At 64.0% G+C, this 26110-nt stretch carries 27 protein-coding genes; 21 read left to right on the plus strand and 6 right to left on the minus strand.

Annotated features, from left to right (window positions below; translation table 11 throughout):
- Positions 1-147 precede the first annotated feature (147 nt).
- The gene (locus CFB35_RS17890) at positions 148-1299 is read left to right on the plus strand and encodes a branched-chain amino acid ABC transporter substrate-binding protein (protein WP_059640455.1); all 1152 of its coding nucleotides are present in this window, start codon (positions 148-150) and stop codon (positions 1297-1299) included.
- 151 nt (positions 1300-1450) lie between these two features.
- The gene (locus CFB35_RS17895) at positions 1451-2623 is read left to right on the plus strand and encodes an FAD-binding oxidoreductase (RefSeq protein ID WP_059579830.1); all 1173 of its coding nucleotides are present in this window, start codon (positions 1451-1453) and stop codon (positions 2621-2623) included.
- Positions 2624-2717: 94 nt separating this feature from the next.
- Here CFB35_RS17895 and CFB35_RS17900 read toward each other — a convergent pair whose 3' ends face one another.
- On the minus strand, positions 2718-3899 hold the full coding sequence (locus CFB35_RS17900) for a serine hydrolase (RefSeq protein ID WP_089465362.1): 1182 nt from the start codon (positions 3897-3899) through the stop codon (positions 2718-2720).
- 276 nt (positions 3900-4175) lie between these two features.
- Here CFB35_RS17900 and CFB35_RS17905 point away from each other — a divergent pair, with 276 nt between their 5' ends.
- The 5 genes from CFB35_RS17905 to CFB35_RS17925 all read left to right on the plus strand — a co-directional run bounded on the left by CFB35_RS17905 (position 4176) and on the right by CFB35_RS17925 (position 8271).
- The gene (locus tag CFB35_RS17905) at positions 4176-5303 is read left to right on the plus strand and encodes an aminotransferase class V-fold PLP-dependent enzyme (protein ID WP_089465363.1); all 1128 of its coding nucleotides are present in this window, start codon (positions 4176-4178) and stop codon (positions 5301-5303) included.
- A 96-nt stretch (positions 5304-5399) separates the two neighbouring features.
- Positions 5400-5969, plus strand: coding sequence for a YdeI family protein (locus tag CFB35_RS17910; RefSeq protein ID WP_060967970.1), 570 nt, complete (start codon positions 5400-5402; stop codon positions 5967-5969).
- 94 nt (positions 5970-6063) lie between these two features.
- On the plus strand, positions 6064-6498 hold the full coding sequence (locus CFB35_RS17915; RefSeq protein WP_256939988.1) for a lysozyme inhibitor LprI family protein: 435 nt from the start codon (positions 6064-6066) through the stop codon (positions 6496-6498).
- Positions 6499-6580: 82 nt separating this feature from the next.
- Positions 6581-7672: an IS630 family transposase gene (locus tag CFB35_RS17920; RefSeq protein WP_059625722.1), complete on the plus strand. Its 1092-nt coding sequence runs from the start codon at positions 6581-6583 to the stop codon at positions 7670-7672.
- Positions 7673-7767: 95 nt separating this feature from the next.
- Positions 7768-8271: a GNAT family N-acetyltransferase gene (locus CFB35_RS17925; RefSeq protein WP_089465365.1), complete on the plus strand. Its 504-nt coding sequence runs from the start codon at positions 7768-7770 to the stop codon at positions 8269-8271.
- A 122-nt stretch (positions 8272-8393) separates the two neighbouring features.
- Here CFB35_RS17925 and CFB35_RS17930 read toward each other — a convergent pair whose 3' ends face one another.
- Entirely contained in the window at positions 8394-8969 is a 576-nt protein-coding gene (locus CFB35_RS17930) for a TetR/AcrR family transcriptional regulator (protein ID WP_089465366.1), read from the minus strand.
- 146 nt (positions 8970-9115) lie between these two features.
- Between CFB35_RS17930 and CFB35_RS17935 the strand changes: the two genes are divergently transcribed.
- Positions 9116-9808, plus strand: coding sequence for a glutathione S-transferase (locus CFB35_RS17935; RefSeq protein WP_089465367.1), 693 nt, complete (start codon positions 9116-9118; stop codon positions 9806-9808).
- Between the two features lie 56 nt (positions 9809-9864).
- Here CFB35_RS17935 and CFB35_RS17940 read toward each other — a convergent pair whose 3' ends face one another.
- Positions 9865-10323: a GNAT family N-acetyltransferase gene (locus CFB35_RS17940; RefSeq protein WP_089465368.1), complete on the minus strand. Its 459-nt coding sequence runs from the start codon at positions 10321-10323 to the stop codon at positions 9865-9867.
- A 328-nt stretch (positions 10324-10651) separates the two neighbouring features.
- On the opposite strand from CFB35_RS17940, the gene CFB35_RS17945 reads away from it, so the two are divergent.
- The 4 genes from CFB35_RS17945 (at position 10652) to CFB35_RS17960 (ending at position 12403) form a co-directional block, all read left to right on the plus strand.
- The gene (locus CFB35_RS17945; protein WP_089465369.1) at positions 10652-10912 is read left to right on the plus strand and encodes a hypothetical protein; all 261 of its coding nucleotides are present in this window, start codon (positions 10652-10654) and stop codon (positions 10910-10912) included.
- Positions 10912-11136 (plus strand): hypothetical protein, encoded by a 225-nt coding sequence (locus CFB35_RS17950; RefSeq protein ID WP_089465370.1) that lies wholly within the window; start codon positions 10912-10914, stop codon positions 11134-11136. The genes CFB35_RS17945 and CFB35_RS17950 overlap by 1 nt, the downstream gene beginning before the upstream one ends.
- Before the next feature lie 215 nt (positions 11137-11351).
- Positions 11352-11726, plus strand: a complete 375-nt coding sequence (locus tag CFB35_RS17955; protein WP_089465371.1) for a VOC family protein — start codon at positions 11352-11354, stop codon at positions 11724-11726.
- A complete protein-coding gene (locus CFB35_RS17960; RefSeq protein WP_089465372.1) occupies positions 11726-12403 on the plus strand; it encodes a hypothetical protein in 678 nt (225 codons plus the stop codon). Before CFB35_RS17955 ends, CFB35_RS17960 begins: the two co-directional genes overlap by 1 nt.
- Positions 12404-12408: 5 nt before the next feature.
- Here the strand turns inward: CFB35_RS17960 and CFB35_RS17965 are convergent, their stop codons facing one another.
- Positions 12409-13380 (minus strand): LysR substrate-binding domain-containing protein, encoded by a 972-nt coding sequence (locus tag CFB35_RS17965; RefSeq protein WP_089465373.1) that lies wholly within the window; start codon positions 13378-13380, stop codon positions 12409-12411.
- 134 nt (positions 13381-13514) lie between these two features.
- Here CFB35_RS17965 and CFB35_RS17970 point away from each other — a divergent pair, with 134 nt between their 5' ends.
- From CFB35_RS17970 to CFB35_RS17995, 6 genes are all read left to right on the plus strand, one after another.
- On the plus strand, positions 13515-15815 hold the full coding sequence (locus CFB35_RS17970; RefSeq protein ID WP_089465374.1) for an NADP-dependent malic enzyme: 2301 nt from the start codon (positions 13515-13517) through the stop codon (positions 15813-15815).
- Positions 15816-15947: 132 nt separating this feature from the next.
- Positions 15948-16286 (plus strand): hypothetical protein, encoded by a 339-nt coding sequence (locus tag CFB35_RS34440; protein WP_143328742.1) that lies wholly within the window; start codon positions 15948-15950, stop codon positions 16284-16286.
- Positions 16287-16842: 556 nt separating this feature from the next.
- On the plus strand, positions 16843-17487 hold the full coding sequence (locus CFB35_RS17980) for a hypothetical protein (protein WP_226094119.1): 645 nt from the start codon (positions 16843-16845) through the stop codon (positions 17485-17487).
- A gap of 370 nt (positions 17488-17857) precedes the next feature.
- Complete coding sequence (locus CFB35_RS17985) at positions 17858-19057, plus strand: PLP-dependent aminotransferase family protein (RefSeq protein WP_089465375.1); 1200 nt, start codon at positions 17858-17860, stop codon at positions 19055-19057.
- Positions 19058-19069: 12 nt separating this feature from the next.
- Positions 19070-19261: a hypothetical protein gene (locus CFB35_RS17990; RefSeq protein ID WP_059579893.1), complete on the plus strand. Its 192-nt coding sequence runs from the start codon at positions 19070-19072 to the stop codon at positions 19259-19261.
- A 94-nt stretch (positions 19262-19355) separates the two neighbouring features.
- Entirely contained in the window at positions 19356-19943 is a 588-nt protein-coding gene (locus tag CFB35_RS17995; RefSeq protein ID WP_089465376.1) for a pyridoxamine 5'-phosphate oxidase family protein, read from the plus strand.
- A 25-nt stretch (positions 19944-19968) separates the two neighbouring features.
- Here CFB35_RS17995 and gcvA read toward each other — a convergent pair whose 3' ends face one another.
- Entirely contained in the window at positions 19969-20859 is an 891-nt protein-coding gene (gcvA, locus tag CFB35_RS18000) for a transcriptional regulator GcvA (protein ID WP_059579899.1), read from the minus strand.
- A gap of 134 nt (positions 20860-20993) precedes the next feature.
- On the opposite strand from gcvA, the gene CFB35_RS18005 reads away from it, so the two are divergent.
- Positions 20994-21698 (plus strand): SDR family oxidoreductase, encoded by a 705-nt coding sequence (locus CFB35_RS18005; protein ID WP_089465763.1) that lies wholly within the window; start codon positions 20994-20996, stop codon positions 21696-21698.
- A 204-nt stretch (positions 21699-21902) separates the two neighbouring features.
- Entirely contained in the window at positions 21903-23180 is a 1278-nt protein-coding gene (locus tag CFB35_RS18010) for an epoxide hydrolase family protein (RefSeq protein WP_060967959.1), read from the plus strand.
- 53 nt (positions 23181-23233) lie between these two features.
- Here the strand turns inward: CFB35_RS18010 and CFB35_RS18015 are convergent, their stop codons facing one another.
- The gene (locus tag CFB35_RS18015) at positions 23234-24619 is read right to left on the minus strand and encodes a PLP-dependent aminotransferase family protein (RefSeq protein WP_089465377.1); all 1386 of its coding nucleotides are present in this window, start codon (positions 24617-24619) and stop codon (positions 23234-23236) included.
- Positions 24620-24783: 164 nt separating this feature from the next.
- On the opposite strand from CFB35_RS18015, the gene CFB35_RS18020 reads away from it, so the two are divergent.
- Positions 24784-26070 carry a hydroxymethylglutaryl-CoA reductase, degradative gene (locus CFB35_RS18020; protein WP_089465378.1) on the plus strand — a complete coding sequence of 429 codons (1287 nt, stop codon included), beginning with the start codon at positions 24784-24786 and terminating at the stop codon, positions 26068-26070.
- Positions 26071-26110 lie beyond the last annotated feature (40 nt).

Here is a 26110-nt window from a genome sequence, read left to right on the forward strand (position 1 = left end):
GTTCTTCGGAGACGGAGCCGCGGTGATCGTCCGGCCGGATCGGCGTGTCGCACGCACTCCGGCACGGAAAGGCATCACCGGCGCGCAGGAGGTTGCCGACGCGTGCCAGTCTCGCGTTGCATCCCGACCCATAGAAGAAGGATTGCCATGACGTTCCGCATTCGTTCGCTTTCCGGCGTCGCGCTGACCGCCGCGCTTTTCGCATTCCAGACGGGCGCGGCCCATGCGCAGGAGACGATCGTCAAGGTCGGCGTGGCCGGCCCGCTGACGGGCGGCGGCGCGGCATACGGCAAGGACATCGAGAACGGCGTGCGCATGGCCGTCGACGAAGCGAATGCGGCGCGGACGACCGTCGGCGGCAAGCCGGTGAAGTTCGTCGTCGCGTCGCAGGACGACCAGAGCGATCCGCGCACCGGCGTGCAGGCCGCGCAGCAGCTCGCCGACGCGCAGGTGGCCGTCGTGATCGGCCACTTCAATTCCGGCACGACGCTGCCCGCGTCGAAGATCTATGCGAAGGCCGGCATTCCGATGATCACGCCGTCGGCGACCAATCCCGACATCACGCGCGCGGGGCTCGACACCGTGTACCGCGTGATCGCGACCGACACGCAGAACGCCGGCAACGCCGGTGCGTACGCCGCGAGCGTGACGAAGGCGAAGCGCATCGCGATCATCGACGATCGCACCGCGTTCGGCCAGGGCGAAGCCGACGAATTCGAGAAGGCCGTGAAGGCGAACGGCGGCACGATCGTCGCGCGCGAATTCACGAACGACAAGGCCGTCGACTTCAGCGCGCAGCTCACGAAGATCAAGAGCGCCAATGCCGATCTCGTGTTCTTCGGCGGCCTCGACGCGCAGGCCGCGATGCTCGTGAAGCGCATGCGCCAGCTCGGCATCCGCGCGCAGTTCCTCGCGGGCGGCGGCGTGATGAACGCGAACTTCATCAAGCTCGCCGGCAATGCGGCGGAAGGCGCGTCGGTATGGGAGTACGGGCAGCCGCTGTCGCGTCTCGCGAAGGGCAAGCTGTTCGAAACGAAATTCAGGCAGAAGTACGGCGTCGACATGCTCGCGTATGCGCCGTTCGCGTACGACGCGACGTGGATCGCGATCAACGCGATGCAGAAGGCGAACTCGACGAAGCCGGGCGATTTCAACGGCGCACTGAAGGGCACGCGCTACGACGGCATCACGGGCACGATCGCGTTCACGAACACGGGCGACCTGAAGAACCCGAGCTCGACGCTGTACGAAGTGAAGAACGCCGCGTGGCAGCCCGTCACGACGAAATCGGCGGACTGAACGCAACGCGCGAGCGGGCTTTCGCGGCGATGCCGGACGTGCTGAAATAGCCGAGGCGATCGTCCGCGAAATTTGCTCGCGGGATGCCGCGCGAGTCGCGGCACGCATCATTTACAGGCCCTGAGCCTTTTAAGTGCAACCGGAGTCAGTCGTGAGTTCTCAAGTCGTCATCGTCGGCGGTGGTGTGATCGGCAGCTCGATCGCTTATTTTCTGCGCGCCACCGATCCCACGGTCGCCGTGACCGTGATCGAACGCGACCCCACCTATGCCAAATCGTCGTCGGCGCTGTCGGCCGCGTCGATTCGCCAGCAGTTTTCCACGCCGTTGTCGATCGAGATGTCGCTGTTCGGCATCGACTTCCTGCGCACGATCGGCGAGCGGCTCGAAGTGGACGGCCACCGGCCGTCGATCGACCTGCACGAGGGCGGCTACCTGTTCCTCGCGACGCCGGCCGGCGACGCGACGCTGCGCGAGAACCATGCGCTGCAGACGCGCCTCGGCGCCGATATCCGGCTGATGGACGGCGACGCGCTGCGCGCGAAGTTCCCGTGGCTGAACGTCGACGATCTCGCGTCGGGCGCGTACGGCGTGAGCGGCGAAGGCTGGTTCGACGGCTACGGGCTCGTGCAGGCGCTGCGCAAGAAGGCGCAGGCGCTCGGCGCGCGCTACGTGCCGGCCGACGTGAAGGACGTGGTGCGCGACGGCCGCAGGATCACGCATGTCGTGACGGGCGACGGCGAGCGCTACGCGTGCGACACGCTCGTCAACGCGGCCGGTGCTTGGACGCGCACGCTGTCGTCGATGATGGGCATCGACATCCCCGTGTATGCGCGGCGGCGCAGCATCTTCAACGTATCGTCGCCGGCGAAGCTCGCCGATTGCCCGCTGCTGATCGATCCGACCGGCGTGTATTTCCGGCCGGAAGGGCGCACGTATATCTGCGGCACGTCGCCGAGCCCGGATCGCGACCCGGACGACCTGCCGCTCGACGAAGTCGACCATGACCTGTTCGACGACGTGATCTGGCCGACGCTCGCGCACCGCGTGCCGGAATTCGAGGCGCTGCGCGTCGAGCATTGCTGGTCCGGGTACTACGAGTACAACGTGTTCGATCACAACGCGATCATCGGCTACCACCCCGAACTCGACAACGTCGTGTTCGCGAACGGCTACAGCGGCCACGGGCTGCAGCAAGGGCCGGCGACGGGGCGGGGCGTCAGCGAACTCATTCTGGGCGGGCGTTACGACACGCTCGACCTGTCGTCGCTCGGCTGGGCGCGCGTGCTCGAAAACCGGCCGATCGTCGAAAAGAACGTCGTGTAGTGCGGCGTAACCGCCCGGTATGGGGTGGGCGGGATTCTCCTTGTGTCTCAAACCCGTTGGCCCGACTTTGTCGGGCCTTTTTTCGCCGCGTGCGTCAGCCAACGCCGTAGACGGCGTCGCGCAGATCGAGCGTGTACTGCCCGTTCATCCCTTCGTAGAGCGTGTTCGACAGCGACACGACGGTGAGCCCGCGTGCGCGATCGACGAACCACGAATGACCGTAGACGCCGCCCCAGCGCCACGTGCCGACGGATTCCGGCGACGCGGCCGCCTGCGGGTCGCGCAGCACCGAGAAGCCGATCCCGAACCCCGCGCCCGGCAGGTCCGGCAATTCGAGATCGCCGGTCTGCACGCGGCCCATCTCGTCGACCAGCTCGGCCGGCAGAATCGCACCGCCGCCTGCGCGCAGCGTGTCGAGCACCGTCAGCACGTCGCCGGCGGTGCCGACCATTCCGGCGCCGCCCGACGGGAACGCATGCGCATCGAGCGCGCGCGACGGCGAGTACGTGACGCCGACGAACCCTTCGTCGATGGGCACCGTCTCGTTCTCGGCGAGCCGGTGCGGCTGCGGCGTGTCGTTCACGTACGGCGTGGCGAGCCGGGCGGGATCGCGTGCGACGAAGCCCGTATCGCGTGCCCCGAGCGGGCGCAGCACGAGCGTATCGATCGCGTCGGCGAGCGGCACGCCGCAGACGGCCTCGATCAGCGCACCGATGACGTCGATCGACAGCGAATAGTTCCAGCTCGTGCCGGGCGCGAACAGCAGCGGCACGCTCGCGATCCGGCGCAGGTTTTCCGCGAGCGTGATCGATGCGCCATCGAGCCCGTCGGAGACCCCCGCACGCGCATAGGGGCCGTTCGCGTCGGTTTCGTTGAAACGATAATCGAGGCCGGCGGTATGCACGAGCAACTGGCGCACCGTGATCGTCGGCACGCGGCCGTCGGGCAGCGCCGGACGGAACTCGGGCAGCCAGCGCGTGATGTCTTCGTCGAGCGACAGCTTGCGTTGCGCGACGAGCGCCATCGCTGCTGCCGAGACGATCGGCTTGGTGACCGACGCGAGCCGGAACAGCGTGTCCTCGCGCATCGGCGTGCGCGATTCGCGATCCGCGAATCCGGCCGCGCGGCGATAGACGAGTTCGCCGTCGCGGGCGACGAGCACCACCGCGCCGACGAGGCGCTGCGTGTCGAGCTGGCGGGACAGGACCGCGTCGATGCGCTCGGCGAGCGCGGGATCGGTTGACGACTGCAGTGACGATGCGGGAGAGGAGGTCATCGAAAGTTCCGTCGTGAAGGGGGCGATCGACATGTTAGGCGGCTGCGGCCGCACGCGTCGTTAACCCTTACACGGAACAGGGCGATGTGCGCGGTACCGGCCGGCGTCGACGAGCACCGGGCGCGGCGGCAGGCAAAATAGGCGCCAAGCGGCCGGCAGCGTTCGTTAGAATCTGCTTTCGTCGAGGAAATGACGCATTTGCATGGTGCAGAGCAGTATCGAATCGAAGACGCTGCTTGTCCTGATTCCATCGTTCATCTTTCGCCGGAGGCGAGCATGCCAGGTTTACTTCCCGATGTTGACCGCGAGGGGCTCCTCGAATATTCGGTGGTGTACACCGATCGCTCGGTCAACCATATGTCGCAGCGCTTCCAGGGTGTCATGCGCGACATCTCCGCCACGCTGAAAAAAGTCTACAACGCGAAGTCGGTCGCGATCGTGCCGGGCAGCGGGACGTTCGGCATGGAAGCCGTGGCGCGACAGTTCGCGACGAACAGGAAGTGTCTCGTGATCCGCAACGGCTGGTTCAGCTTCCGCTGGTCGCAGATTTTCGACATGGGCGGCATTCCGTCGGAGGCGACGGTGCTGAAGGCGCGCCCCGTCGAAGCCGGCAGGCAGGCCGCCTACGCACCGGCGCCGATCGACGAAGTCGTCGCCGCGATCCGGGAAAACAAGCCCGATCTCGTGTTCGCGCCGCACGTCGAAACCGCGTCCGGAATCATGCTGCCCGATGCGTACCTGCGCGCGGTGGCCGATGCCGTGCATGCGGTCGGCGGCATGTTCGTGCTCGATTGCATCGCGTCGGGCACCGTGTGGGTCGACATGCAGGCGAGCGGCGTCGATATCCTGATCAGTGCGCCGCAAAAGGGCTGGAGTGCGTCGCCGTGTTGCGCGATGGTGATGTTCAGCCCGCTTGCGCGCGAGCGCATCGATTCGACCACCAGCACCAGCTTCGCGTGCGATCTGCGCAAGTGGCTGCAGATCATGGAAGCGTACGAGGGCGGCGGGTTCGCGTATCACGCGACGATGCCCACGGACAGCCTCACGACCCTGCGCGACGTGATGAAGGAAACCGAGGCATACGGTTTCGACAAGGTGAAGGCGGAACAGCTCGAACTCGGCGAGCGCATTCGCGCGCTGCTGACGGAGAAGGGGATCAGGAGCGTGGCCGCGAAGGGGTTCGAGGCGCCGGGTGTCGTGGTCAGTTACACCGACGATGACGGGATTCGCACCGGGAAGAAGTTTGCCGATGTCGGTTTGCAGATCGCGGCGGGCGTGCCGTTGCAATGCGACGAACCGGAGGACTTCAAGACTTTCCGGCTCGGGTTGTTCGGTCTCGACAAGCTGCATGACGTCGATGGTGCGGTGAAGCGGTTTGCCGATGCGTTGAACCGGATCGTTTGAGGCGGTTTTGCGGCGAGGGTTGCTTCGGTGGTCGCCGCTCGTGTGTTGAGTGGCGGCTTTCGAGTCGTTGAAAACGCAACCATTCTGGATCGTGACATGACAGAAGGCGCACTAACGTTTGCCAGTCAAGCCGAATGGGAAAGCTGGTTGGGGCGGAACGGCGGCACGTCGACCGGAGCATGGCTGCGGCTCGCGAAAAAAGGCGCGGGGCAGCGGACCGTCACCTATGAAGAGGCGGTGGAAAGCGCCCTCTGCCACGGCTGGATCGATGGCCAAAAGAAGGCCGAGAGCGAGCAATACTGGTTACAACGCTTCACCCCGCGCACCGCAAAAAGCATCTGGTCCAAACTCAACAAGGACAAGGCCGAAGCGCTGATCGCCGCAGGCAGGATGCGCGCGGCCGGCATGGGCGAAATCGAGAAGGCGAGGAAGGACGGCCGTTGGGAGGCGGCTTATACGTCGGCCAGCAACTCGATCGTGCCGGACGACTTGCAGGCGGCGTTGGACGCCGATCCGAAAGCCGGGAAGTTTTTCGCAACGCTGAACAGCCGTAATCGCTATGCGATCCTCTTCCGGATACAGAATGCCAAGAAGCCGGAAACAAGAGCGCGCAAAATCGCCGAATTCATCGACATGCTGAAGCGGGGCGAGACTTTTCATCCGTAGAGGGTGGGTTTCCGACGGAGATTTCGTCGAACGCGATCGGCGCGTGAATTGTTCCGATCGCCATATGAATGGGAAAACGGGAATGGGAGCAAGAATGCATATCCGTGCATCGGCGTTCAGCCTTCGTCGCGCTGCGCTGGGCGCCGCCATGGCGCTGACATTGTCGTGGTTCACCGCTGCGCAAGCGCAGGGCTGCGCACCGGATAGCGTAGCTCCCGAGTGCTTGCTGCAACGTAGTCAAGATGAATTTCAGCAAGCAGACGACGAATTGAACCGCACTTACCAAAAGGTATTGAAGTCGCTGTCTCGGCCACGTGACGAGTACGTCGACTATCCAGCACTCAAGGTGAAATTTGTCGCGGCTCAGCGGCAATGGATCCGTTTTCTCGGCGACGAGTGTTCCGCTTGGTATCTGATAAACGAGGCAGGCGCGGATCGTAATCTTGATCTACTGACTTGCGAAATCGACAGAACACGTGATCGTACGCGTCAATTGAACGCGTGGCTCAAACAAGTGAGCCATGGTTAGTGCGGCGCTAGTGTCCTGTTCCGTTGTTAACTGGTCTATCTTCGCGTAGCATGTTGACGTCAACGGAACGGGAGACGTCAGCATGGCGATGGGACGACCGAAGGCGGAACTGGTGCTGAGCGAAGACGAGCGTTCGCAACTGATGTCGATCGCGCGTTCTCGCTCGATTTCGGCTGCGCTGGTCTCGCGGGCGCGTATCGTGTTGGCGGCTGCGGACGGCGAGCCCAACAGCGCGATCGCGCAGCGCCTGCAACTCACGCGTGCCACGGTGGGCAAGTGGCGTCTGCGGTTTCTGGAGCAGCGAATCAACGGACTCTACGATGAAGTACGTCCCGGCAAGCCGCGTACCATCGACGACGAGCGGTTGGCCCAACTGATTCACAAGACCCTGCACACGAAGCCGGCAGATGGATCCACTCATTGGAGTGTGCGCACGATTGCCGCCGAAACCGCCATCTCGCCGACAAGCGTGCACCGTTACTTCAAACTGCTGGGCCTGCAGCCGCACCGAAGTGAAAGCTTCAAGCTCTCGACCGATCCGTTCTTCATCGAGAAACTGCGCGATGTGGTCGGCTTGTATCTGAGTCCACCGGAGAACGCGCTGGTGCTGTGCGTGGACGAGAAGAGTCAATGTCAGGCGCTCGAGCGTACACAACCCATGCTGCCGATGGGTTTCGGCTACGTCGAAGGCGTTACTCACGACTACGTCCGTCATGGCACCACGACGTTGTTTGCCGCCCTGAATGTCCTCAATGGCGCCGTGCTCGCTACCTGCAAGCCGCGCCATCGACATCAGGAATTCCTGTCGTTTCTGCGCGAAATCGACAAGGCCGTGCCAGCCGAACTCGACGTGCACTGCATCGTCGACAACTACGGCAGTCACAAGCATCCGAAGGTCAAGGCGTGGCTGGCGGCACGCCCCCGCTGGCATATGCATTTCATTCCCACCTACAGTTCGTGGCTCAACCAGGTCGAACGCTTCTTTGCGTTGATCACCGACAAGGCGATTCGTAGAGGCTCGTTCGGCTCGGTCAAACAACTGGTCAAGCGAATCGATCAATTCGTTTCCCACTACAACGAAAACTGCAAACCGTTCGTCTGGACCGCGTCAGCCGATTCCATCCTCGAAAAGCTGCATCGACTTTGCTCGCGAATCAGCGGAACAGGACACTAGATAAAGACAGAATGAGTGCCGGGAGCGCGGCTAGCGTCAGGCTTGTTACGTGGTGCGCCGGGATGGTAGCTCGGATATAACGGGGGAAACGAGCGATGGTGTCGAAAAGCCTCCGCAGAGCGACGGCAGACGATGTCCCGGTACTGACACAGATCCGGAACGATGCACATGCAAAGAAGGTCGCGCATGGCGACCACGTATGGGGCAAGGAACGCGACGGCTTCTCCGAACGGTGGGTACGAAACCACGTCGCAGAGAAAGCCGTGTACGTCGTCGAACAGGATGGCACGCTGGTCGGAACGTTCTCGCTCGACTTCGACGAGGACAGGCACTGGGGGCCTCAAGCGCCGATTGCAGGCTACGTGCACGGCCTCTGTGTGCGGCAGGGTTTCAACGGGCTCGGGCTCGGCAGCTTCATGCTCGGCTGGTGCGCTCATGAGGTGAGCCGCTTGAACCGGCGTTTGCTTCGACTCGACTGCGGCGCTGAAAACACGAAACTCTGTGCTTACTACGAGTCGCTGGGCTTTGTCCGCGTCGGATTGAAAACGGACGGTATTGTCTGGTCTCTTTACGAAAAGCCTGTCAATTCGACCCACTGATGATTGCGGTGGTCCGGCAGCAAACATAGGCGACGAATTCCACGTCAGCCGGGGTCGCACGATCGAACATCATGCGTTCGCGAACGTTCGACATCATCTGAAGCCGCGTCACCGTTACCCTGCTACGCCGGCAAAAGGCCCGCTTTACGATAATTGTCGATCAGCGCGTCATAGAGGGAGAGATCGGCGCGACTCCGCGCGATGAGCTGAGCGCCGGCGATGGCGGCGAAGATTGCCCGCGCCCGCTGTTTGCTCTCCCGGGCGCTGACCACCGCCGCTGCGGATAGAACCTTGCTCAACCACGCCACGTTCACGTCTGCGAAGGCCAGGACTTCTTTCATCACGACTTCCGGCAGATCGTCGGTTTCGGCGGCCATGAAGCTGCAAAGACACAGGCGGTTGCCGGTCTCGAGCGCCTTGCGGAAGGTATCCGGATAGCGGCGCAGGCAGTCCAGCGGATCGCGCGATCGGGCCAGCATGTCCTCCAGCGCCGCCGCGGAATCCTCCCAGTAACGCCTCGCCACCGCGGCGCCGAGATCGGCCTTGCTTTCGAAGTGGTGGTAGATGCTCGCGGCCTTGATTCCCACCTCGCTGGCGAGATCCCGATAGTTCAACCCGCCGTAGCCGTGCGTCTGCGCGAGCCTCGTGGCGGCTGCCAGAATTCTTTCTCTCGAGTTCGAGCTCGCGTCGTTCGTCACTGCTTCAGCCTCCGCGTGCAGGAAATGGATGTTGACACCCCGGATTCTACCTTATATGGTTAACCTAACAAACGTTAGGTAGTTTCGCCGGCGACGTGTTTCCGCGTCGTCCGATCCAGTGCAACCGACTCCGGAGCGCCCCTGCAATGACTTCCAGTAACGTCGACTTCGACACAGCCCAGCTGCCCATGATGAAGATCCACGATTTCCCGACAGGGCCCTATCCGACACGCGTGCGCATTGCACTGGCCGAAAAGGGGCTGCAATCGCGCGTCCAGTTCGTGATGGTCGATCTTTACAAGGGCGAGCATAAAAAGCCCGAGTTCATCGCCAGCAAGAATTATTCGGGTACGTTGCCGGTGCTGGAACTCGATGATGGAACGTGCATTGCCGAGTGCACGGCCATTACCGAATACCTCGACGCGCTCGACGGCGTACCCACGCTCACCGGCACCACGCCACGCGAAAAAGGCGTCATCCACATGATGAGCAAGCGCGCCGAGCTGGAGTTGCTCGACGCGATCAGCGTTTACTTCCATCACGGCACGCCGGGGCTGGGCCCGGACGTCGAGACGTATCAAAACCCGGAGTGGGGATTCCGTCAACGCGACAAGGCGTTGAGGGGCATGCGCTACTTCGATGCCGTTCTGCAACGGCAACCGTATGTTGCGGGCGAGACGTTCTCGATGGCCGACATCACCGTCATCGGTGGTTTGATCTTTGCGATGCTCGTGAAGCTGCCAGTGCCTGAGGAATGCGAAGCGCTTCGAGCCTGGTACGCGAGAATGCTGGCGCGTGAGAGCGTCAGGAACCAACCGGTGTTTGCGATGCTGGCCTGAGCTGCCCCTGCATCGGTCGATAACGGGCGGATGAGGCGAGCGAACGGATGACCGCGCTACCGCGTCAAGCGATACAAAACATCGGGACAACCCTCCTCGTTTCTGCTTCCGTCGCTGTACGCAATGGCAACGAACCCGTGCTGCTCGTAAAACGCAGCAGCATCGTGGTTCATTTGGAACGTATGGAGCTGGAGCGTGCCGTCCGTTTGCGACTTCACCGATTCCAGCAGGGCAGTGCCGATCCCTTGCCGTTTGAATTCGGGGCACACGTACAATTCCTCGAGCCATGTCACGCCGTCGGTGGCAGCGTGTGCGGCCATGCCGATGATGTGGCCATCGTTCACGGCAACGGTAACGTTGCCCGACGGAACAAGCATGTTGGCAACCCAATCGCGGACGGCCGCTTCGGCGTGCGCGAGTGGCGCATAGGATGCCAGCGTGTCGCGCGACCGAAGATAGACGTCGGCCACCGCTGCGGCATCGGCCATCGTCGCGCGACGCAAGATCGGGGGCATGGTTCGGTCACCCCGAAGTCGTCAAGGAATGCTCGACGATAGCAGCATGGCATCGAACTTCCAAGGTCGTGCGGAATGCTGCTGAAGGGGCGGCGGAAATCGGCAAGTCCGCGCGATATATCGAGTTTGCAGCGCGGACAATTGGCGCAGTGTCCGGCCAATTGCGGCTACTCACCTGGCGCGCCTGATGGCTGCTTTCGGGTCGCAATCTGCCGTCGCTACAGCCCACTGGTGAGGCATGAATCGCAATCCGAGCATTTCGCGGGCGTATCGAGAATGGTGTAGAAGCTCTGAGTAAAATGGCATTCTTGTCGCGCACGGGACCCATATGTTCACACCGGAATTTGTAAACGAAGAACTGCGCCAGTTTGCCCTAGTAGCAAACCACAGCTTGGAAACGGAGGAGGCCGCTTGTCTAAGCATCGAGTACAACCGAGCGCGCATCGTGCACGGTCGATCGCATCTGCCTTCGGCGTCCTGGAAATGTCAGCTTGTCTATGATGTTCGTGGGCAATCGGTGAGTGAAGTGACGATCGACCAGGTCAGGGCAGCGCTCTGCGACGTAGCTACTGTGGAGTTCAAGCGCTGATGGGCATTCAGGTCATAGTTTCCGCCGGGAGCCGAGCAGAGGTAGTAGAGAAATTGGGAAATGCGGCTCCATTCGCCGAGATCTTTCCATTGTCGGGAGGCAATTTCGGGATTTCCATCCCGTTCAAAGTCGTCGACGATATTGGCGAACAGCTCGTACTCGGCTGCATCTCGGCTCTCAAGTATTTCGATCTCTGGGCGGGCGAGTGGAAGCCACCGCAGTAGAGCCTACGCTCGCTTGCGAAAGAACAGCAATAGCTCGTACGCCACGTCATGAGGGTCGGCTTCCGGGTACCCAAACGGCCGTCGGCATCCTTGTTATCGAACGGCGGCAACGGGTCCTTTGGAGCCGGCACCGGACCACCGCCGCATGTGGCAACATTGCGGCCATCGCTACATCACACCACCGTGATGACTGATCGATCCATCGGAGGGAACTCATGTTCGACCACGTCAAGTTCGGCGTCAGCGACTACGCCGCCAGCAAGGCGTTTTTCCTGAAGGCACTTGAACCGCTGGGCGCCGAAATTGTCGGGGAAGGTGAGCCGTCGTACGGGATCGAGATCGGACTGCCCAGCAAGTCTTCACTGTGTTTGTTCCCGACCGACGAGAAGCCGGCGCCTCTTCACATCGCGTTCGCGGCCGACACGCGGCAGCAAGTCGATGCGTTCCATCGCGCGGCGCTGGAGGCGGGCGGCAAAGACAATGGCGCGCCGGGGCTGCGGCCGCGTTATCACGCGAACTACTACGCCGCATTCGTCATCGGTCCGGATGGACACAATATCGAGGTGGTGTGTCATCGGGCGGAGGGGTGATGCGCTGGATCGGTAAAACGCTCGCGGCGATCGCGAGCATGGCGCTCGTCGGCATCGCCTGCGTTCAAGCAGCGCCCCGCGAAACGGCATTCCCGCGCTTCACACAGACGGAAGGCAAGCTCGACGGCGACGGGCTTCCGCTTTCCGGCGTGAAGCTCTGCGTGCTGCCCGACCGTGCGCCGTGCTTCGAGATGCCGCCGGCGCCGCTTCCCCATTCTTCGAAGGAGTGGTACCAGTTCGGCCTGAATCCACGGTCCGAGCGGCTGCCGATTGCGTCGGGCGGCTCGTGGGTATTCTTCTCGGGGATGTTCTCGGGCGGCGGCAGCGGGATGCTGGAACGCGTGGCCGTGCTGCGTGTCGGCGCGAACGGCAAGATCGAGAACCTGATGCCGATCGTCACCGAAACGGAAATGGCCGACCGCGCGATGTGGAGCTTGCCGGAGGTGTCGCCGTATCCGCTGTTCGTCCGAGCCGATTACGTGTGGGGCAAGGACGAGGACCATTTCGGTCAGCACTTCTTCGACGTCGACGCGTGGATGTTCGATCCCGCCGCCAATCAATACGTGAAGCGCTTTTCCTACCGCACGAGCAAACGCTACGACAGGGGCGAGGGCGCGGACCACGTGTTGACCGCCGAGCGTCCGGAGATCCTGCGGCGCCTTGCCGCCGGCAAGTAACGCCGCTATCGACGCATTTCTCCGTACGTTTCCTTGCACACCTCGCGTAGCGCGTCGACGAGCAGATCGCGCGGGGGCGACTGCGAATCGGCGGAGCGCGTGAACAGCGCAATCGGCGGCAGCGTCCACACCAGCGAATAAGGCACGATCGCCACGCCGGCGATCCGCACCAGTTCCTCCGCGATATCGGCCGGCACGATCGACACGGCCTCGTCGCTCGACGCGATCATTTCGCCGATCAGCTTCGACGAGTAACTTTCGACGATCGGCACGGGCGGCGCGATGCCGGCCGACAGGAACAGGTCGGTCACCTGTTCGCGCATCGGCGTATGCGGCGCGCCGAGAATCCAGTCGAGCGCGTGCAGCTTGTGCCAGTCGAGCGGCGTGCGGGCGAGCTTGGCGGCCAGCCGCCGGCTCGCGATCATGCGCGGCTGCTGCTGGTACAGCACTTCAAACGAGACCTGCCCGAGATCGATCGCCGACGACGCGCGCCCGATCACGATGTCGACACTGTGATCCCTGAGCTGCAGCAGCAACTGATCGCTGGTGCCTTCGTGAATCGTCACGGTCAGCCGCCGCTCCATGCGCGCTTGCAGCCGCTTCAGCGCGGCCGACAGCATCTGGCCGGAGATGAACGGAATCACGCCGATGTGCAAATGGGCCGCATGCCCGGCGGCGACGGCCTCCATCTCGCGGGCGAGGTGGTCGAGATCCTTGATCATCGCCTTCGCCCGCTCGAGCACGACCGCGCCGAGCGCGGTGGGCCGCATGCCGCGCGACGAGCGCTCGAACAGCGGCGTGCCGAACATGCTCTCCAGCTCGGACAGCGCGTTCGTCACGGCGGGCTGGCTGCTCGCCATGTGCTCGGCGACGCGCGTCAGCGAACCGTGCTGCTGGATCTGCAGCAGCAGCACCAGATGCCGAATCTTCAGGCGCGCGCCGAGCCGCCTGACCACGTCGTTTGCGTCAAAATTCATTGACTGGTCATGCATCCATCAGGAAAAAGTGATGGACCGATATTAAAACAGAATCATCACGTTATGGCGGATCCCTAAAATCGCCTTCATGGATCGCGCCGGGACTGGCCTGGCGCCCACGCCGGGACGAAAACATGAAACAGACAGAGACACAGCAGCAGGCCGCTTTCGACTATCACGAATTTCCGACCCCCGGGAAAATCTCGGTCGTCGCGAGCAAGCCGCTGGTGACCCAGCGCGATCTGGCGCTGGCCTATACGCCCGGCGTGGCGAGCGTGTGCGAGTCGATCGCCGCCGATCCGCTGACGGCGCACCGCTTCACGAGCCGCGGCAACCTGGTGGGCGTGATCACGAACGGCACCGCCGTGCTTGGCCTGGGCAACATCGGCCCGCTCGCGTCGAAGCCGGTGATGGAGGGCAAGGCCGTGCTGTTCAAGAAGTTCGCCGGGATCGACGTGTTCGACATCGAGATCAACGAGACCGACCCGGACAAGCTGGTCGACATCATCGCCGGCCTCGAACCGACGTTCGGCGGCATCAACCTCGAGGACATCAAGGCGCCGGAATGCTTCACCGTCGAGCAGAAGCTGCGCGAGCGCATGAAGATTCCCGTCTTCCACGACGATCAGCACGGCACGGCCATTACCGTGTCGGCCGCGTTCATCAACGGGCTGAAGGTGGTCGGGAAATCCATCAAGGAAGTGAAGGTCGTGACGTCGGGCGCCGGTGCGGCCGCGCTGGCGTGCCTGGACCTGCTGGTCGACCTCGGGCTGCCGGTGGAAAACGTGTGGGTGACCGACATCGAAGGCGTCGTCTATCGCGGCCGTACCGCGCTGATGGACCCGGCCAAGTCGCGCTTCGCGCAGGAAACCGATGCGCGCAAGCTCGCCGACGTGATCGGTGGCGCGGATGTGTTCCTCGGGCTGTCGGTCGGCGGCATCCTCACCGCGGAGATGCTCAAGCAGATGGCGGCGCGTCCGCTGATTCTCGCGCTGGCCAACCCGACGCCGGAAATCTTCCCGGAACTGGCGCATGAGACGCGCGACGACGTCGTGATCGCGACGGGCCGCTCGGACTACCCGAACCAGGTCAACAACGTGCTGTGCTTCCCGTACATTTTCCGGGGCGCGCTGGACGTGGGTGCGACGACGATCACGCGCGAGATGGAAATCGCCGCGGTGCACGCGATCGCGGGGCTGGCCGAGGAAGAGCAGAACGAAGTCGTCGCGGCGGCCTATGGCGCGTACGACGTGTCGTTCGGCGCGCAATACCTGATTCCGAAGCCGTTCGACCCGCGCCTGATCGTGCGGATCGCGCCGGCCGTGGCGAAGGCGGCGATGGAAGGCGGCGTGGCGACGCGTCCGCTCGCGAATCTCGATGCGTACGTCGAGCAGTTGCAGCAGTTCGTCTATCACTCGGGCGCATTCATGAAGCCGCTGTTCGCGACCGCGCGCCAGCTCGTGCGCGACGGCGGCAAGGCGCGGATCGTGTTCACCGAAGGCGAGGACGAGCGTGTGCTGCGTGCGGTGCAGGTGATCGTCGACGAGAAGCTGGCGCGGCCGATTCTGGTCGGGCGTCCGGAGGTGCTGCTCGCGCGCATCGAGCGGTTCGGACTGCGCCTGCGGCTCGGTCAGGACGTCGAAGTGACCAATCCGGAATACGACGAACGTTTCCCGCAGTACTGGACGAAGTATTGGGAAATGCGCTGCCGCGACGGCATCTCGAAGGAAATGGCGCGCGTGGAAATGCGCCGCCGCCTGACGCTGATCGGCGCGATGATGGTGCAGCTCGGCGACGCGGACGGGATGATCTGCGGGACGGTGGGCGAGTATCACAATCACCTGCGGTTCGTGGACGAAGTGATCGGCAAGAAGCCGGGTGCGTCGACCTACGCGGCGATGAACATCCTGTTGCTCGATCAGCGGACGGTCGCGCTCGTGGATACGCACGTGAACGACAACCCGGATGCGGAGCAGATCGCCGAATTTACGATCGCGGCGGCGCGGCAGATGGAATGGTTGAACCTGACGCCGAAGGTCGCGCTGCTGTCGCGGTCGAATTTCGGGTCGGGGAGTGCGGCTTCGGGCGTGAAGATGCGCCGGGCGCTGGAGATCATGCGGGAGCAGGCGCCGGATATCGAGGCCGATGGCGAGATGCATGGCGACTGCGCGCTCGATGAAGGGCTGCGGGCGAAGCTGCTGCCGATGTCGCCGTTGAAGGGGGCGGCGAATTTGCTGGTCTGTCCGAATGTGGATGCCGGCAACATCGCGTACAACCTCCTCAAGACCGAGGCGGGGAGCAATGTGGCGGTGGGGCCGTTCCTGTTGGGCGTCAATGCTCCTGTGAACATCCTTACGTCCAGCGCCACCGTGCGGCGGATCGTGAATATGGCTGCGTTGACGGTGATCGAGGCTAATCGGGGTGTGGCGGGCTGATTGAATGGCTTCGTGGGGCGGCTGAGGCCGCCCTTTGTTTGTCAGATTCGGCTAAAACGGGCCGTTCGACACCCAGCGCAAATTCGTCGACAATCAACGTTCCGACGCCCATCGCTGCCCGCGAGAAAGAGTATGGCCCGCCCGCTTCGTCCACCCGACCTGATGGTGAATTTTTCTCTAACCGCGCAGCGATCGGACGGCTCGTTGAAAGAGGTCGTCTCGGGCTATCGTCCCATCTACAAAGTGCGCGACGACTACTTGTCATCGTCACATCACGAATTCGTGGACGTCACAGGCGTCTGTACGGGACAGCAGGGCAGAGCGGAGGTCTGGCTATTATCGCCTGAGGCATACCCGCACACGTTTTGGATTGGCCGGCGTGTTGAAGTTGCAGAGGGTTCACGAGTGGTAGGGATCGCAGAAGTCCTACAGATCCTTAATCCATTGCTCGAATTGCGCGCAGATGGTTGAGTGATTTGGGTGCTGGCGGGAGGCCGTATGCGCGAGACGTCCGATCATCTATGTGATGAGCCCGGTGAAGGTACCATCTTCGTTGCCGCGCTCATCAAGATCCTGGCGGCCAGCCTTGCCGAGCCGTTGCGGCTTGCTCGGGTTTTCGGCTCGACTCCGCCACGAGGCGAATCTCAATATATGTCGATACTGAGGGTACTTCCTGGTGGATGATGTATTCCATATGAACCGCCTGAAGGCGGACGAGCAGAGGATGTGCGGTGCTCGATGAGCATCGCTAGGTCAGACCAACTTCGTTGAAGATCGGCATGCGTGCCCGCATCCAGATAACGATTGTTGGAGGGAAGGATGTCTTGTACTCCTTGCCATCGCCAGTGTTTCAGCACCAAGTCGCGTTAGGCTAGTACGGGCGACACCGCATGCCCTTTGAGAATTATCCTGATCTTCGCGACTTTCGCGTACTCGGATCGATTTAACAGTTGTTTTCATTACTATTGTGGACTTGCATGGGTATCGATTAATTTGGCGCGGATTCATTCAGAGGTGCTGGCTACGCGTGACCATCTTCAAAGTAGTCTTGTCCGTGATCGCCATATATCTGGTGGTCGATATCGGGTGGACGTTCGTGTGGGTTGACGTGCATAACGCGATCACGATTTTCGCGCTCCTGCATACGAAGCCGGCGATCTTCGCCATCACGTCGATCATCTTCGGTTTCTACCTGTACCGGCGCGTCAGAAATTTCAACCGTTTCAGCCGAGCGAAGCGCGCAGGCCTCGCGATCGTCACGCTCGTTTTTTTTGCGTTCGTCTACCTGGTAGGATTTCGCGGGATCATGGCTGACCGTACCGATTGTCAGCGCTTCAACTACAACGTCAAGATGAATGGCGGTGTCAAGCACGTTGACGGCACAACCTACATCATCAACATCTGCGGGAGTGGTGCTCCGGGCAATGGTTTTTTTGTGGATCAGAATGAGCAGGTCAAACTCGTCGTCAGCAATGCACACGGCTCGACGCTCGCCACTCGACTATTTTTCGTTTTTTGGGACGGCCGGCCGGGGGAAGAATCGACCATCATCCGTAAGAACAAGTTGATTTATTTCGACGCATCGGATGAGTACGACAGTGAAAGGTCGATCTCGCTGCCACCGACCATGCTCGATTGGATCGCGGCGAGAATTCCGATTTGGCTTCGCTGAGAACGCTCTCGATGCCGTGGTGGTCGTCGCGTTGAAGCGGCGCCGCCCACGATTCACGATTCTTGCTGAACCGCCCAAGCCAAGAAAGCCGTAGCGATCATCATGACCACCCGGGCGAAACAACCACCCGAATCAAACACCCGTTCGGCAAACCGCCCCGGAACCCCCGCATCATCCGCGCACCGCCAACACGCACCCCACCGCGATTTAATGACCAAACCGCAAGACCTAGTGCATAGATATCGTTTGCCGAGCCCTTAATGACTATCGACAATCGTGGCTCGAATTCACCGCCGCGGCGCCAGAAGCGCCCTGGCGGCCGGCACTCGACGGCTATTCCGGCCGCCCGCGCTTTCCAGCTCACGACGACATGTACGCGTTCACGCCCTCATTCCAAAACCCTGCCGGCTCGCCGATCCGCGAGTTGTTCAAGTACCTGTCCGAACCGGGCATGATTTCCTTCGCGGGCGGTTATCCGGCCAGCGACCTGTTCGACGTCGCCGGCCTGAACGCGGCCGCCGAACGCGCGTATGCCCAGCCCGTCCGCTGCCTGCAATACGGCCCGACCGACGGCCTCGCCGAACTGAAGCAGCAACTGATCGCGCTGATGGCGCGGCGCGGCGTCGCATGCACGCCGGCCGAACTGCTCGTCACGACCGGTTCGCAGCAAGGCCTCGACCTGCTGCTGCGCGTGATGGTGTCGCCCGGCGACGTCGTGCTGACCGAACAACCGGCGTACCCAGCCACGCTTCAAGCCATGCGTTTGCAACAGGCGCGCATCGTGACGATTCCCGTCGACGGCGAAGGCCTCGACGTCGATCGTCTCGGCGAACAACTCGCGTCCGGCGCGATCGCGCAGCCGAAGCTGCTCTACACGGTCCCTACCTTCGCGAACCCGACGGGCGCGACGCTCACGCGCGAACGCCGGCTGAAGCTGCTGCGTCTCGCGGTGCAATACCGTTTCCTGATCGTCGAGGACGACCCGTACGGCGACCTGCGCTTCGCGGGCGAACCGGTGCCGTCGATGCTCGCGCTCACCGGCGAGGTGGACGGCGCACGCGACTGGCTCGTGCATTTCGCGAGCCTGTCGAAGATCGTCGCGCCGGGGCTGCGCGTGGGCTGGACGATCGCGCCGGCCGAGATCGCGCGGCGCTGCGTGATCGCGAAGCAGACGGTCGATCTGTGCAGCGCACCGTGGACGCAGGCCACCGCCGCCGAATATTTGGCGGACGGCGCGCTCGAACGCCATCTGCCGCGCATCGCGGCCGCGTACCGGATCAAATGCGACGCGATGTGCGACGCGCTGCGCGACGGGTTCGGCGATGCGATCGAGTTCCATCGTCCCGAAGGCGGGATGTTCGTGTGGGCGCGAATCGGTGCGGTATCGTCGGACGTGCTGCTGCAACAGGCGATCGCGCACAAGATCGTGTTCGTCCCCGGCAAGGCGTTCTTCGCGGACAACGTCGACGCGGCGTCGCTGCGCCTGTCGTTCGCCGCGCCGGACGTCGACGCGATCCGGGAAGGCGTCGCGCGCCTCGTGCGAGCGTATGGTGCGGCGCGGGCCGCGTAAGGAGACATCGGCATGATCATCACCGTCAACGAAACGGCGTCGACGTGCGCAGCGGCGAGCGGCGGCGACAAGCAGCCGGCGAAGCATCGCTCGTCGCAGATCAGCGCCGGGCCGCAGTATGTGGCCGACGTGCTCGGCCGCTTCGGCGCGGAGCCGGCGACCGATGCCGGCGATGCGGCGCCGGTCGTGCTCGGCTACAACTGAGCGGCACAACGACGGCGACGCATCACCTGCGAGCCGTCGCCGAAACAAACGGTTAAGCTTGCGCGATCGAAACACCGACGATCGCCGCCGCCCCATGTCCGACTCGACCTCCGAATCGCTCGCGCAAACGTACGACCGCATCTGGTCCTGCCTCGAATCCGGCGTCAGCGTTCAGCGCTCGCCGTTCACGATGTTGCAGGCGGCGACGCTCGGTCTCGATGGCGCACCGAAGGTCCGGACGATCGTGTTGCGTCAGGTGAACCGCGTCGGGCGCGTGCTGTCGTTTCATACCGATGCGCGCTCGGCGAAGGTCGCGGAGTTGCGTCGCGATCCGCGTATCTCGATCGTCGCCAATGATCTCGACGCGCTCGTGCAGATTCGCGCGCAAGGAATTGCATCGGTCTGCGATGACGAAACGCAACGGCGCGCGCTCTGGGCATCGAGCCGCCCGCATACGCTGCTGCTGTATCGAGCACCGTTGCCGCCCGGCACGCCGGTCGCGTCTCCGGAAGCCGCACATGTCGACAGCACCGCACCAACCGGCGACGGCTACGAAAACTTCTGCCTGATCCACATGACGGTCACACGCATCGACTGGCTCGAACTCGCGCGCGCCGGCCATCGCCGAGCGGTATTCGACCTGAACGAAAACCGCTACGAAGCCCGCTGGATCGCGCCCTGAAGCGGGCCGAACGCGCTCGAGCCGCTCAAGGCCGCCCGTCCGACGCGGCTTGAATCATCCACTCGCGCATCACCGCGATCGCACCGTCGTCGCGGCGCTCGGCCGGATACACGAGATAGAACCCCATCGACAGCGGAAACGCGAAGTCGAACGGCTTGCACAGCCGTCCGGCGGCGATGTCGCGCTCGACGAGCGGCTCGGTCGCGAGTGCGATGCCCTGGCCGGCGACGGCCGCATCGATCGCGAGCGACGTCTGGTTGAAGCGCAGCCCCTTGTGCGGATCGACGTCGACCGGTTCGGGCATCGCCGCGAGGAACTCGGGCCACAGGTCGTGCGCGTCGTGCAGCAGCACCTGGCCGGCAAGCGCGCGCGGCGAAGCCGGCGCGGTCAGCAGCGAAGGGCTGCACACCGCGCACACGTCGAGCGGGAACAGCGCATGGGTGACGAGATGCTTGCCGAACGGTGGCTTGCCGTAGCGAATCGCGAGATCGACGCCGTCGTGGCGGAACGTCGCGATCTGCGGGTCGGCGATCACGCGCACGTCGTAGTCGGGATGCGCGTCGGTGAACTGCGCGAGCCGCGGGATCAGCCACTTCGACGCGAACGACGGCGTCGTGCTGATCGTCAGCGCGGCGCGCCGTTTCACGAGCTTGTCGGTGGCGTCGGCGATCGCATGCAGCGCGCGCTGCACGTCGGAAAAATAAGCGGCGCCGTCGTGCGTGAGCGCGAGACCGCGCGGCAGACGCTCGAACAGCTTCAGGCCGAGCACGTCCTCGAGGTGGCGCACCTGCTGCGCGACGGCGCCCTGCGTGACGCCGATCTCGTCGGCGGCGGCGCGGAAATTGAGGTGTCGCGCCGAGACTTCGAACGCGCGAAGCGCATTCAGCGGCGGCAGGCGGGAAGGGCGTGGCGGCATCGTAAGACTGTAGAAAAACTATCGGCTGGCGGCAGAAATACTGGTTCGACAGCCGGAATCGATGCGCCTACATTACCACCATGGCGCGCCGAATGGCGGCTGCGCGGCGGCGGAATCGGAGCAAGGAGCACATCGTGACTGTAGAAAAAGTGGCGTTGATCACGGCGGCGGGCAAGGGCATGGGCGCGGCGATCGCGCGCGAACTGGCGGCGACGGGCTATCGCGTCGCGCTGATGTCGCCGTCGGGCAGCGCGGTGGCGCTCGGCGAGGAACTGGGCGGGTTCGGCATCAAGGGCTCGGTGACGGACGAAGCCGATATCGACACGCTCGTGCAGGAAACGGTCGCCCGCTACGGGCGGATCGACGCGGTCGTGAACAATACCGGCCATCCGCCGAAGGGCGAACTGCTGGCGATCACCGACGACAATTGGCATGCGGGGCTCGACCTGATCCTGCTGAACGTGGTGCGCGTGATGCGCCGCGTGACGCCGATCTTCCAGAAGCAGGGCGGCGGCGCGGTGGTGAACATCTCGAGCTTCGCGGCGGACGCGCCCGAGCAACCGATGCCGGTGTCGTCGGCGCTGCGCGCGGCGCTGAGCGCATGGACGCGCCTGTACGCGGAACGCTATGCGGCCGAGAACATCCGGATGAACGCGGTGCTGCCGGGCTTCGTCGACAGCTGGCCGGAAACGCCGGAGATCGTCGCGCGCATTCCGGCCGGCCGCTTCGGCAAGACCGGCGAGATCGCGAAGACGGTCGCGTTCCTGCTGTCGGACGGCGCGGGCTACATCACCGGCCAGAACATTCGCGTCGACGGCGCGATCGTCAAGGCGCTCTGAGCGCCGCGGCGGCGAGCGAGCGGCGGCGCGGGCCGCCCGCTCGCGGTGCAGCCGCTACAAACGCGTACAAATCAGACAAATCCCGGATACATCAGACCTTTCAAATGGGCGACGCCGCGTGACGAGGGCGCGCCGGATCGAAAGCCTGGGCGCGATCCCGCGCGCGGCATCTTCACTTTCCACTTCACGAAAGGATGCCGAACGATGTCTTCCACACCGTTTTCCCCGATGCGTCGCCACCTGCTGGCCACTTCCGTGGCCGCCGGGGTCTCGGCGATGCTGCCCACCGCGCTGCATGCCGCGACCGGCGCGAGCGGCATACGCCCGTTCACCGCGCACATTCCCGATGAAGCCGTGGCTGACCTGCGCCGCCGCATTGCCGCGACGCGCTGGCCGGGCCGCGAAACCGTCGCCGACGAATCGCAGGGCGTGCGGCTCGCGCGCATGCAGGCGCTGCTGCGCTACTGGGGCACCGACTACGACTGGCGCAAGGGCGAGGCGCGCCTGAACGGTTTCCCGATGTTCATCACGGAAATCGACGGGCTCGACATTCATTTCATCCACGTGCGCTCGCGGCACGAGAACGCGATGCCGATGATCATGACGCACGGCTGGCCCGGCTCGGTCTTCGAGCTGCTGAAGGCGATCGGCCCGCTGACCGACCCGACCGCGCACGGCGCGAGCGCGGACGACGCGTTTCACGTCGTCGTGCCGTCGTTGCCGGGTTTCGGCTTCTCGGGCCGTCCGACGAAGACCGGCTGGGGTTCCGATCACATCGCGCGCGCGTGGGGCGAGCTGATGGCGCGGCTCGGCTATACGCGCTTCGTGTCGCAGGGCGGCGACTGCGGCTCGGTGATTTCGCACCGGATGGCGATGCAGCGCGTGCAGGGCCTCGTCGGGATTCACGTGAACATGCCGGCGACGGTGCCGCCGGACATCGCGACGCTGCTCCAGGTCGATGCGCCGGCGCCGGCGTCGCTGTCGCCGAAGGAGAAGGCCGCGTACGAGAAGCTCGCGACGTTCTACCGCGACAACTGCGGCTACTCGGCGATGATGGTCACGCGGCCGCAGACGGTCGGCTATGCGCTGGCCGATTCGCCGTCCGGACAGGCCGCGTGGATGTACGACAAGATCTCGCAGTGGACGTACAGCGGCGGCGTGCCCGAACGCTCGATTCCGCGCGACGAGATTCTCGACGATATTTCGCTGTACTGGCTGACGAACACCGCGACGTCCGCTGCGCAAATCTACTGGGAGGATCACTCGAACAACTTCAACGCGGTGGATATCTCGCTGCCGGCCGCGATCACGGTGTTTCCGGGCGAGATCTACCAGGCGCCGCGCAGTTGGGCGGAGCGCAGCTATCACAACCTGATCTACTTCAACGAAGTCGACAAGGGCGGGCACTTCGCCGCATGGGAGGAGCCGGAACTGTTTGCGCGTGAAGTGCGTGCCGGGTTCCGGCCGTTGCGGCGCGTGTAAGCGCGGTTGCACGACGAATGCGGGCCAGGCGGTGGAGCGGCCCGTGTTCGTTTTCAGGTAACCGCCTGCAAGGCCTGCGCAAACCGCTTGTCCGCGAGATACGCAACGTTGAAGCGGCAATACTTCGACGGACGATCGGCCTGCGGCGAAAACACCGCACCGGGCGCGAGAATCACGCCACGCTCGAGCATTGCCTGCGCGAGCTGCATCGAATCGGGCCAGCCGGGCAGCGCGGCCCACAGATACAGGCTCTGGTCACAGGGCCGATAGACCTCCGCGCCGAGGCGGCCGAGCGCATCGAGCGCGGTGCCGGTCGCGCGCCGCAACTTCTCCTGAAGATGATTCGTATGCCGGAGGAAATGGCCATCGCTGACGATCGCGTCGAGCGTGCGTTCGCAGTATTCCGAGCTGCTGACATGCGTCAGCATCTTTACGTCGGCGAGATCGCTCGCAAGCGCGGCATTGCAAGCAAGAAACCCGACACGCAACGCCGCCGACACCGATTTCGAAAAACTGCCGATATAGATGGTGCGGCGCAGCTGGTCGAGCGTCGCGATGCGCGTGAGCGAGCGCGGCCGCAGGTCGGCGAGCGCATCGTCCTCGACGATGATCAGATCGTGCGCGTCGGCGAGCTGCAGAATGCGGTGTGCCTTGGCCGCGCTCGTATCGGTCGCGGTCGGGTTGTGGCCGACCGATTGCGTGAAGAACAGCTTCGGCCGGTACGCGGCGACATGCTCGGCCAGTTTCGCGACGTCGGGGCCGTCGATCTCGCGCGGCACGCCGACGATGTTCGCGCCGCTCAGCTTGAGCTTGCCGAACAGCGGGTAGTAGCCGGGATCGTCGACGAGCACGGTATCGCCGGGACGCACGAAGTAGCGCAGCACGAGGTCCATCGCCTGGTTCGCGCCGTGCGTGAGCACGATCTGCGCGGGCGGCGCCTCGATCTCGTAGCCGGCGAGCTTCTGCTGCAGCGACTGGCGCAGCGGCAGATAGCCGAAGCGGCTGCCGTAGCGGAACAGCGACGCGGCGCTCGTGCGCATGATGCGCTGCTGGTACTGGTTCAGCCGCGTTTCCTCGAGCCACTCGATCGGCGGGAAGCCTTCGCCGAGATTGAGCACGTCGGGCTTCACGTGCAGTTGCTCGCGCATCAGCCACACGATGTCCATCGCGCGGTCGAGCGAGCTCGGCTCGTCGATGTCGGGCACGGCGGCCGCGCGCCGCGTGACGAAGAAGCCCGAGCCGCGGCGCGGCTCGATCAGGCCGTCGGCCGCGAGCATCTCGAACGCGCTGATCACGGTGTTCTTCGAGCAGCCGGACGCCTCGGCGTATTCCCTGATCGACGGCAGTTTCGCACCGGCCGGCAACACCCCTTCTTCTATCTGTCTGGCCAGATTGTCCGCCATTGCGCCAGACAGGCTGGCTTTCGCACGCTGTTTCATCGGAATGTCCCGTCGGGGCCGGCCCACTGTCATGGGTACGGCTGGATGACTGTCTGCGCCGTCTGTACCTTTTCAATGGGTACAGCGTGACTATTATTCGGCTATCCGCTGCCTGTCGCAAGCGCCGACGGGCCACACCGCCACCCCGAAACAGCCGACCCATCATGCCGATCGATTCCGCCTTGCCGAACTTCCGCTCGCTCACGCCCGAGCAACGCCTGTCCCACCTGTCCCGCACCGTCGGGCTCGACGACGCCGAGCACGCGCTGCTCGCGAAACCGGGCGCGCTGCCGCTCGACACTGCGAACGGGATGATCGAGAACGTGATCGGCACGTTCGAGCTGCCGATGGCGGTGGCCGGCTACTTCCGGATCAACGATCGCGACGTGATCGTGCCGATGGCCGTCGAGGAGCCGTCGATCGTCGCGGCCGCATCGTATATGGCGAAGCTCTCCCGCGCGGCCGGCGGCTTCCGTACGTCCAGCAGCGGCCCGCTGATGCGTGCGCAGGTGCAGGTGATCGGCGTCGGCGATCCGTACGGCGCGCGGCTCGCGATCCTGCGGCACGCGGCCGAACTGATCGCCCTCGCGAACAGCCGCGACAAGGTGCTGGTCGGCCTCGGCGGCGGCTGTCGCGACATCGAGGTTCATGTGTTCCCCGACACGCCGCGCGGCGCGATGATCGTCGCACACCTGATCGTCGACGTGCGCGACGCGATGGGCGCGAACACGGTGAACACGATGGCCGAAACCGTCGCGACCCGCATCGAGGCGATCACCGGCGGCCAGGTACGGTTGCGGATACTGTCCAACCTCGCCGATTTGCGGTTGGCGCGCGCGGAGGTACGGTACTCGGCGGCGACGCTCGCGACCGACGATTACGCCGGCGAGGACGTGATCGACCGCGTGATCGACGCGTACGTGTTCGCGGCGACCGATCCGTACCGCGCGGCGACCCACAACAAGGGCATCATGAACGGCATCGATCCGGTGGTGGTCGCGACCGGCAACGACTGGCGCGCGGTCGAGGCCGGCGCGCATGCGTACGCGAGCCGCAGCGGCCGCTATACGTCGCTGACGACGTGGGAGAAGGCCGCCAACGGCGACCTCGTCGGCACGATCGAGATGCCGATGCCGGTCGGGCTCGTCGGCGGCGCGACGAAGACGCATCCGCTCGCGCGCCTTGCATTGAAGATCATGAACGTGACGTCGGCGCAGGAACTCGGCGAAATTGCGGTCGCGGTCGGGCTTGCGCAGAATCTCGGTGCGCTGCGCGCGCTCGCGACCGAAGGAATCCAGCGCGGACACATGGCGCTGCATGCGCGCAACATCGCCGTCGCGGCCGGTGCGACGGGGGCCGACATCGACCGGATCGCGCAGCAGATGGTCGCGGCGAAGGACGTGCGTACCGATTTCGCCGTCGCGTTGCTCGCGGGCCGCAGCGGCGGCTGACCCGCCCGCTGCACGCCGCGCGATACAGGCGGCGTGCAGC

Source organism: Burkholderia sp. AU16482, assembly GCF_002223285.1.
In the GTDB taxonomy this organism is placed as follows: Bacteria; Pseudomonadota; Gammaproteobacteria; order Burkholderiales; family Burkholderiaceae; genus Burkholderia; species Burkholderia semiarida.

What these genes read in the sequence shown, in the direction of transcription:
- CFB35_RS17890 (WP_059640455.1), top strand. Translation starts at nt 148, where the DNA reads ATGACGTTCCGCATTCGTTCGCTTTCCGGCGTCGCGCTGACCGCCGCG.
- CFB35_RS17900 (WP_089465362.1), bottom strand. Translation starts at nt 3,899, where the DNA reads ATGACCTCCTCTCCCGCATCGTCACTGCAGTCGTCAACCGATCCCGCG.
- CFB35_RS17905 (WP_089465363.1), top strand. Translation starts at nt 4,176, where the DNA reads ATGCCAGGTTTACTTCCCGATGTTGACCGCGAGGGGCTCCTCGAATAT.
- CFB35_RS17910 (WP_060967970.1), top strand. Translation starts at nt 5,400, where the DNA reads ATGACAGAAGGCGCACTAACGTTTGCCAGTCAAGCCGAATGGGAAAGC.
- CFB35_RS17915 (WP_256939988.1), top strand. Translation starts at nt 6,064, where the DNA reads ATGCATATCCGTGCATCGGCGTTCAGCCTTCGTCGCGCTGCGCTGGGC.
- CFB35_RS17920 (WP_059625722.1), top strand. Translation starts at nt 6,581, where the DNA reads ATGGCGATGGGACGACCGAAGGCGGAACTGGTGCTGAGCGAAGACGAG.
- CFB35_RS17925 (WP_089465365.1), top strand. Translation starts at nt 7,768, where the DNA reads ATGGTGTCGAAAAGCCTCCGCAGAGCGACGGCAGACGATGTCCCGGTA.
- CFB35_RS17935 (WP_089465367.1), top strand. Translation starts at nt 9,116, where the DNA reads ATGACTTCCAGTAACGTCGACTTCGACACAGCCCAGCTGCCCATGATG.
- CFB35_RS17940 (WP_089465368.1), bottom strand. Translation starts at nt 10,323, where the DNA reads ATGCCCCCGATCTTGCGTCGCGCGACGATGGCCGATGCCGCAGCGGTG.
- CFB35_RS17945 (WP_089465369.1), top strand. Translation starts at nt 10,652, where the DNA reads ATGTTCACACCGGAATTTGTAAACGAAGAACTGCGCCAGTTTGCCCTA.
- CFB35_RS17950 (WP_089465370.1), top strand. Translation starts at nt 10,912, where the DNA reads ATGGGCATTCAGGTCATAGTTTCCGCCGGGAGCCGAGCAGAGGTAGTA.
- CFB35_RS17955 (WP_089465371.1), top strand. Translation starts at nt 11,352, where the DNA reads ATGTTCGACCACGTCAAGTTCGGCGTCAGCGACTACGCCGCCAGCAAG.
- CFB35_RS17960 (WP_089465372.1), top strand. Translation starts at nt 11,726, where the DNA reads ATGCGCTGGATCGGTAAAACGCTCGCGGCGATCGCGAGCATGGCGCTC.
- CFB35_RS17965 (WP_089465373.1), bottom strand. Translation starts at nt 13,380, where the DNA reads ATGAATTTTGACGCAAACGACGTGGTCAGGCGGCTCGGCGCGCGCCTG.
- CFB35_RS17970 (WP_089465374.1), top strand. Translation starts at nt 13,515, where the DNA reads ATGAAACAGACAGAGACACAGCAGCAGGCCGCTTTCGACTATCACGAA.
- CFB35_RS34440 (WP_143328742.1), top strand. Translation starts at nt 15,948, where the DNA reads ATGGCCCGCCCGCTTCGTCCACCCGACCTGATGGTGAATTTTTCTCTA.
- CFB35_RS17985 (WP_089465375.1), top strand. Translation starts at nt 17,858, where the DNA reads ATGTACGCGTTCACGCCCTCATTCCAAAACCCTGCCGGCTCGCCGATC.
- CFB35_RS17990 (WP_059579893.1), top strand. Translation starts at nt 19,070, where the DNA reads ATGATCATCACCGTCAACGAAACGGCGTCGACGTGCGCAGCGGCGAGC.
- CFB35_RS17995 (WP_089465376.1), top strand. Translation starts at nt 19,356, where the DNA reads ATGTCCGACTCGACCTCCGAATCGCTCGCGCAAACGTACGACCGCATC.
- gcvA (WP_059579899.1), bottom strand. Translation starts at nt 20,859, where the DNA reads ATGCCGCCACGCCCTTCCCGCCTGCCGCCGCTGAATGCGCTTCGCGCG.
- CFB35_RS18010 (WP_060967959.1), top strand. Translation starts at nt 21,903, where the DNA reads ATGTCTTCCACACCGTTTTCCCCGATGCGTCGCCACCTGCTGGCCACT.
- CFB35_RS18015 (WP_089465377.1), bottom strand. Translation starts at nt 24,619, where the DNA reads ATGAAACAGCGTGCGAAAGCCAGCCTGTCTGGCGCAATGGCGGACAAT.
- CFB35_RS18020 (WP_089465378.1), top strand. Translation starts at nt 24,784, where the DNA reads ATGCCGATCGATTCCGCCTTGCCGAACTTCCGCTCGCTCACGCCCGAG.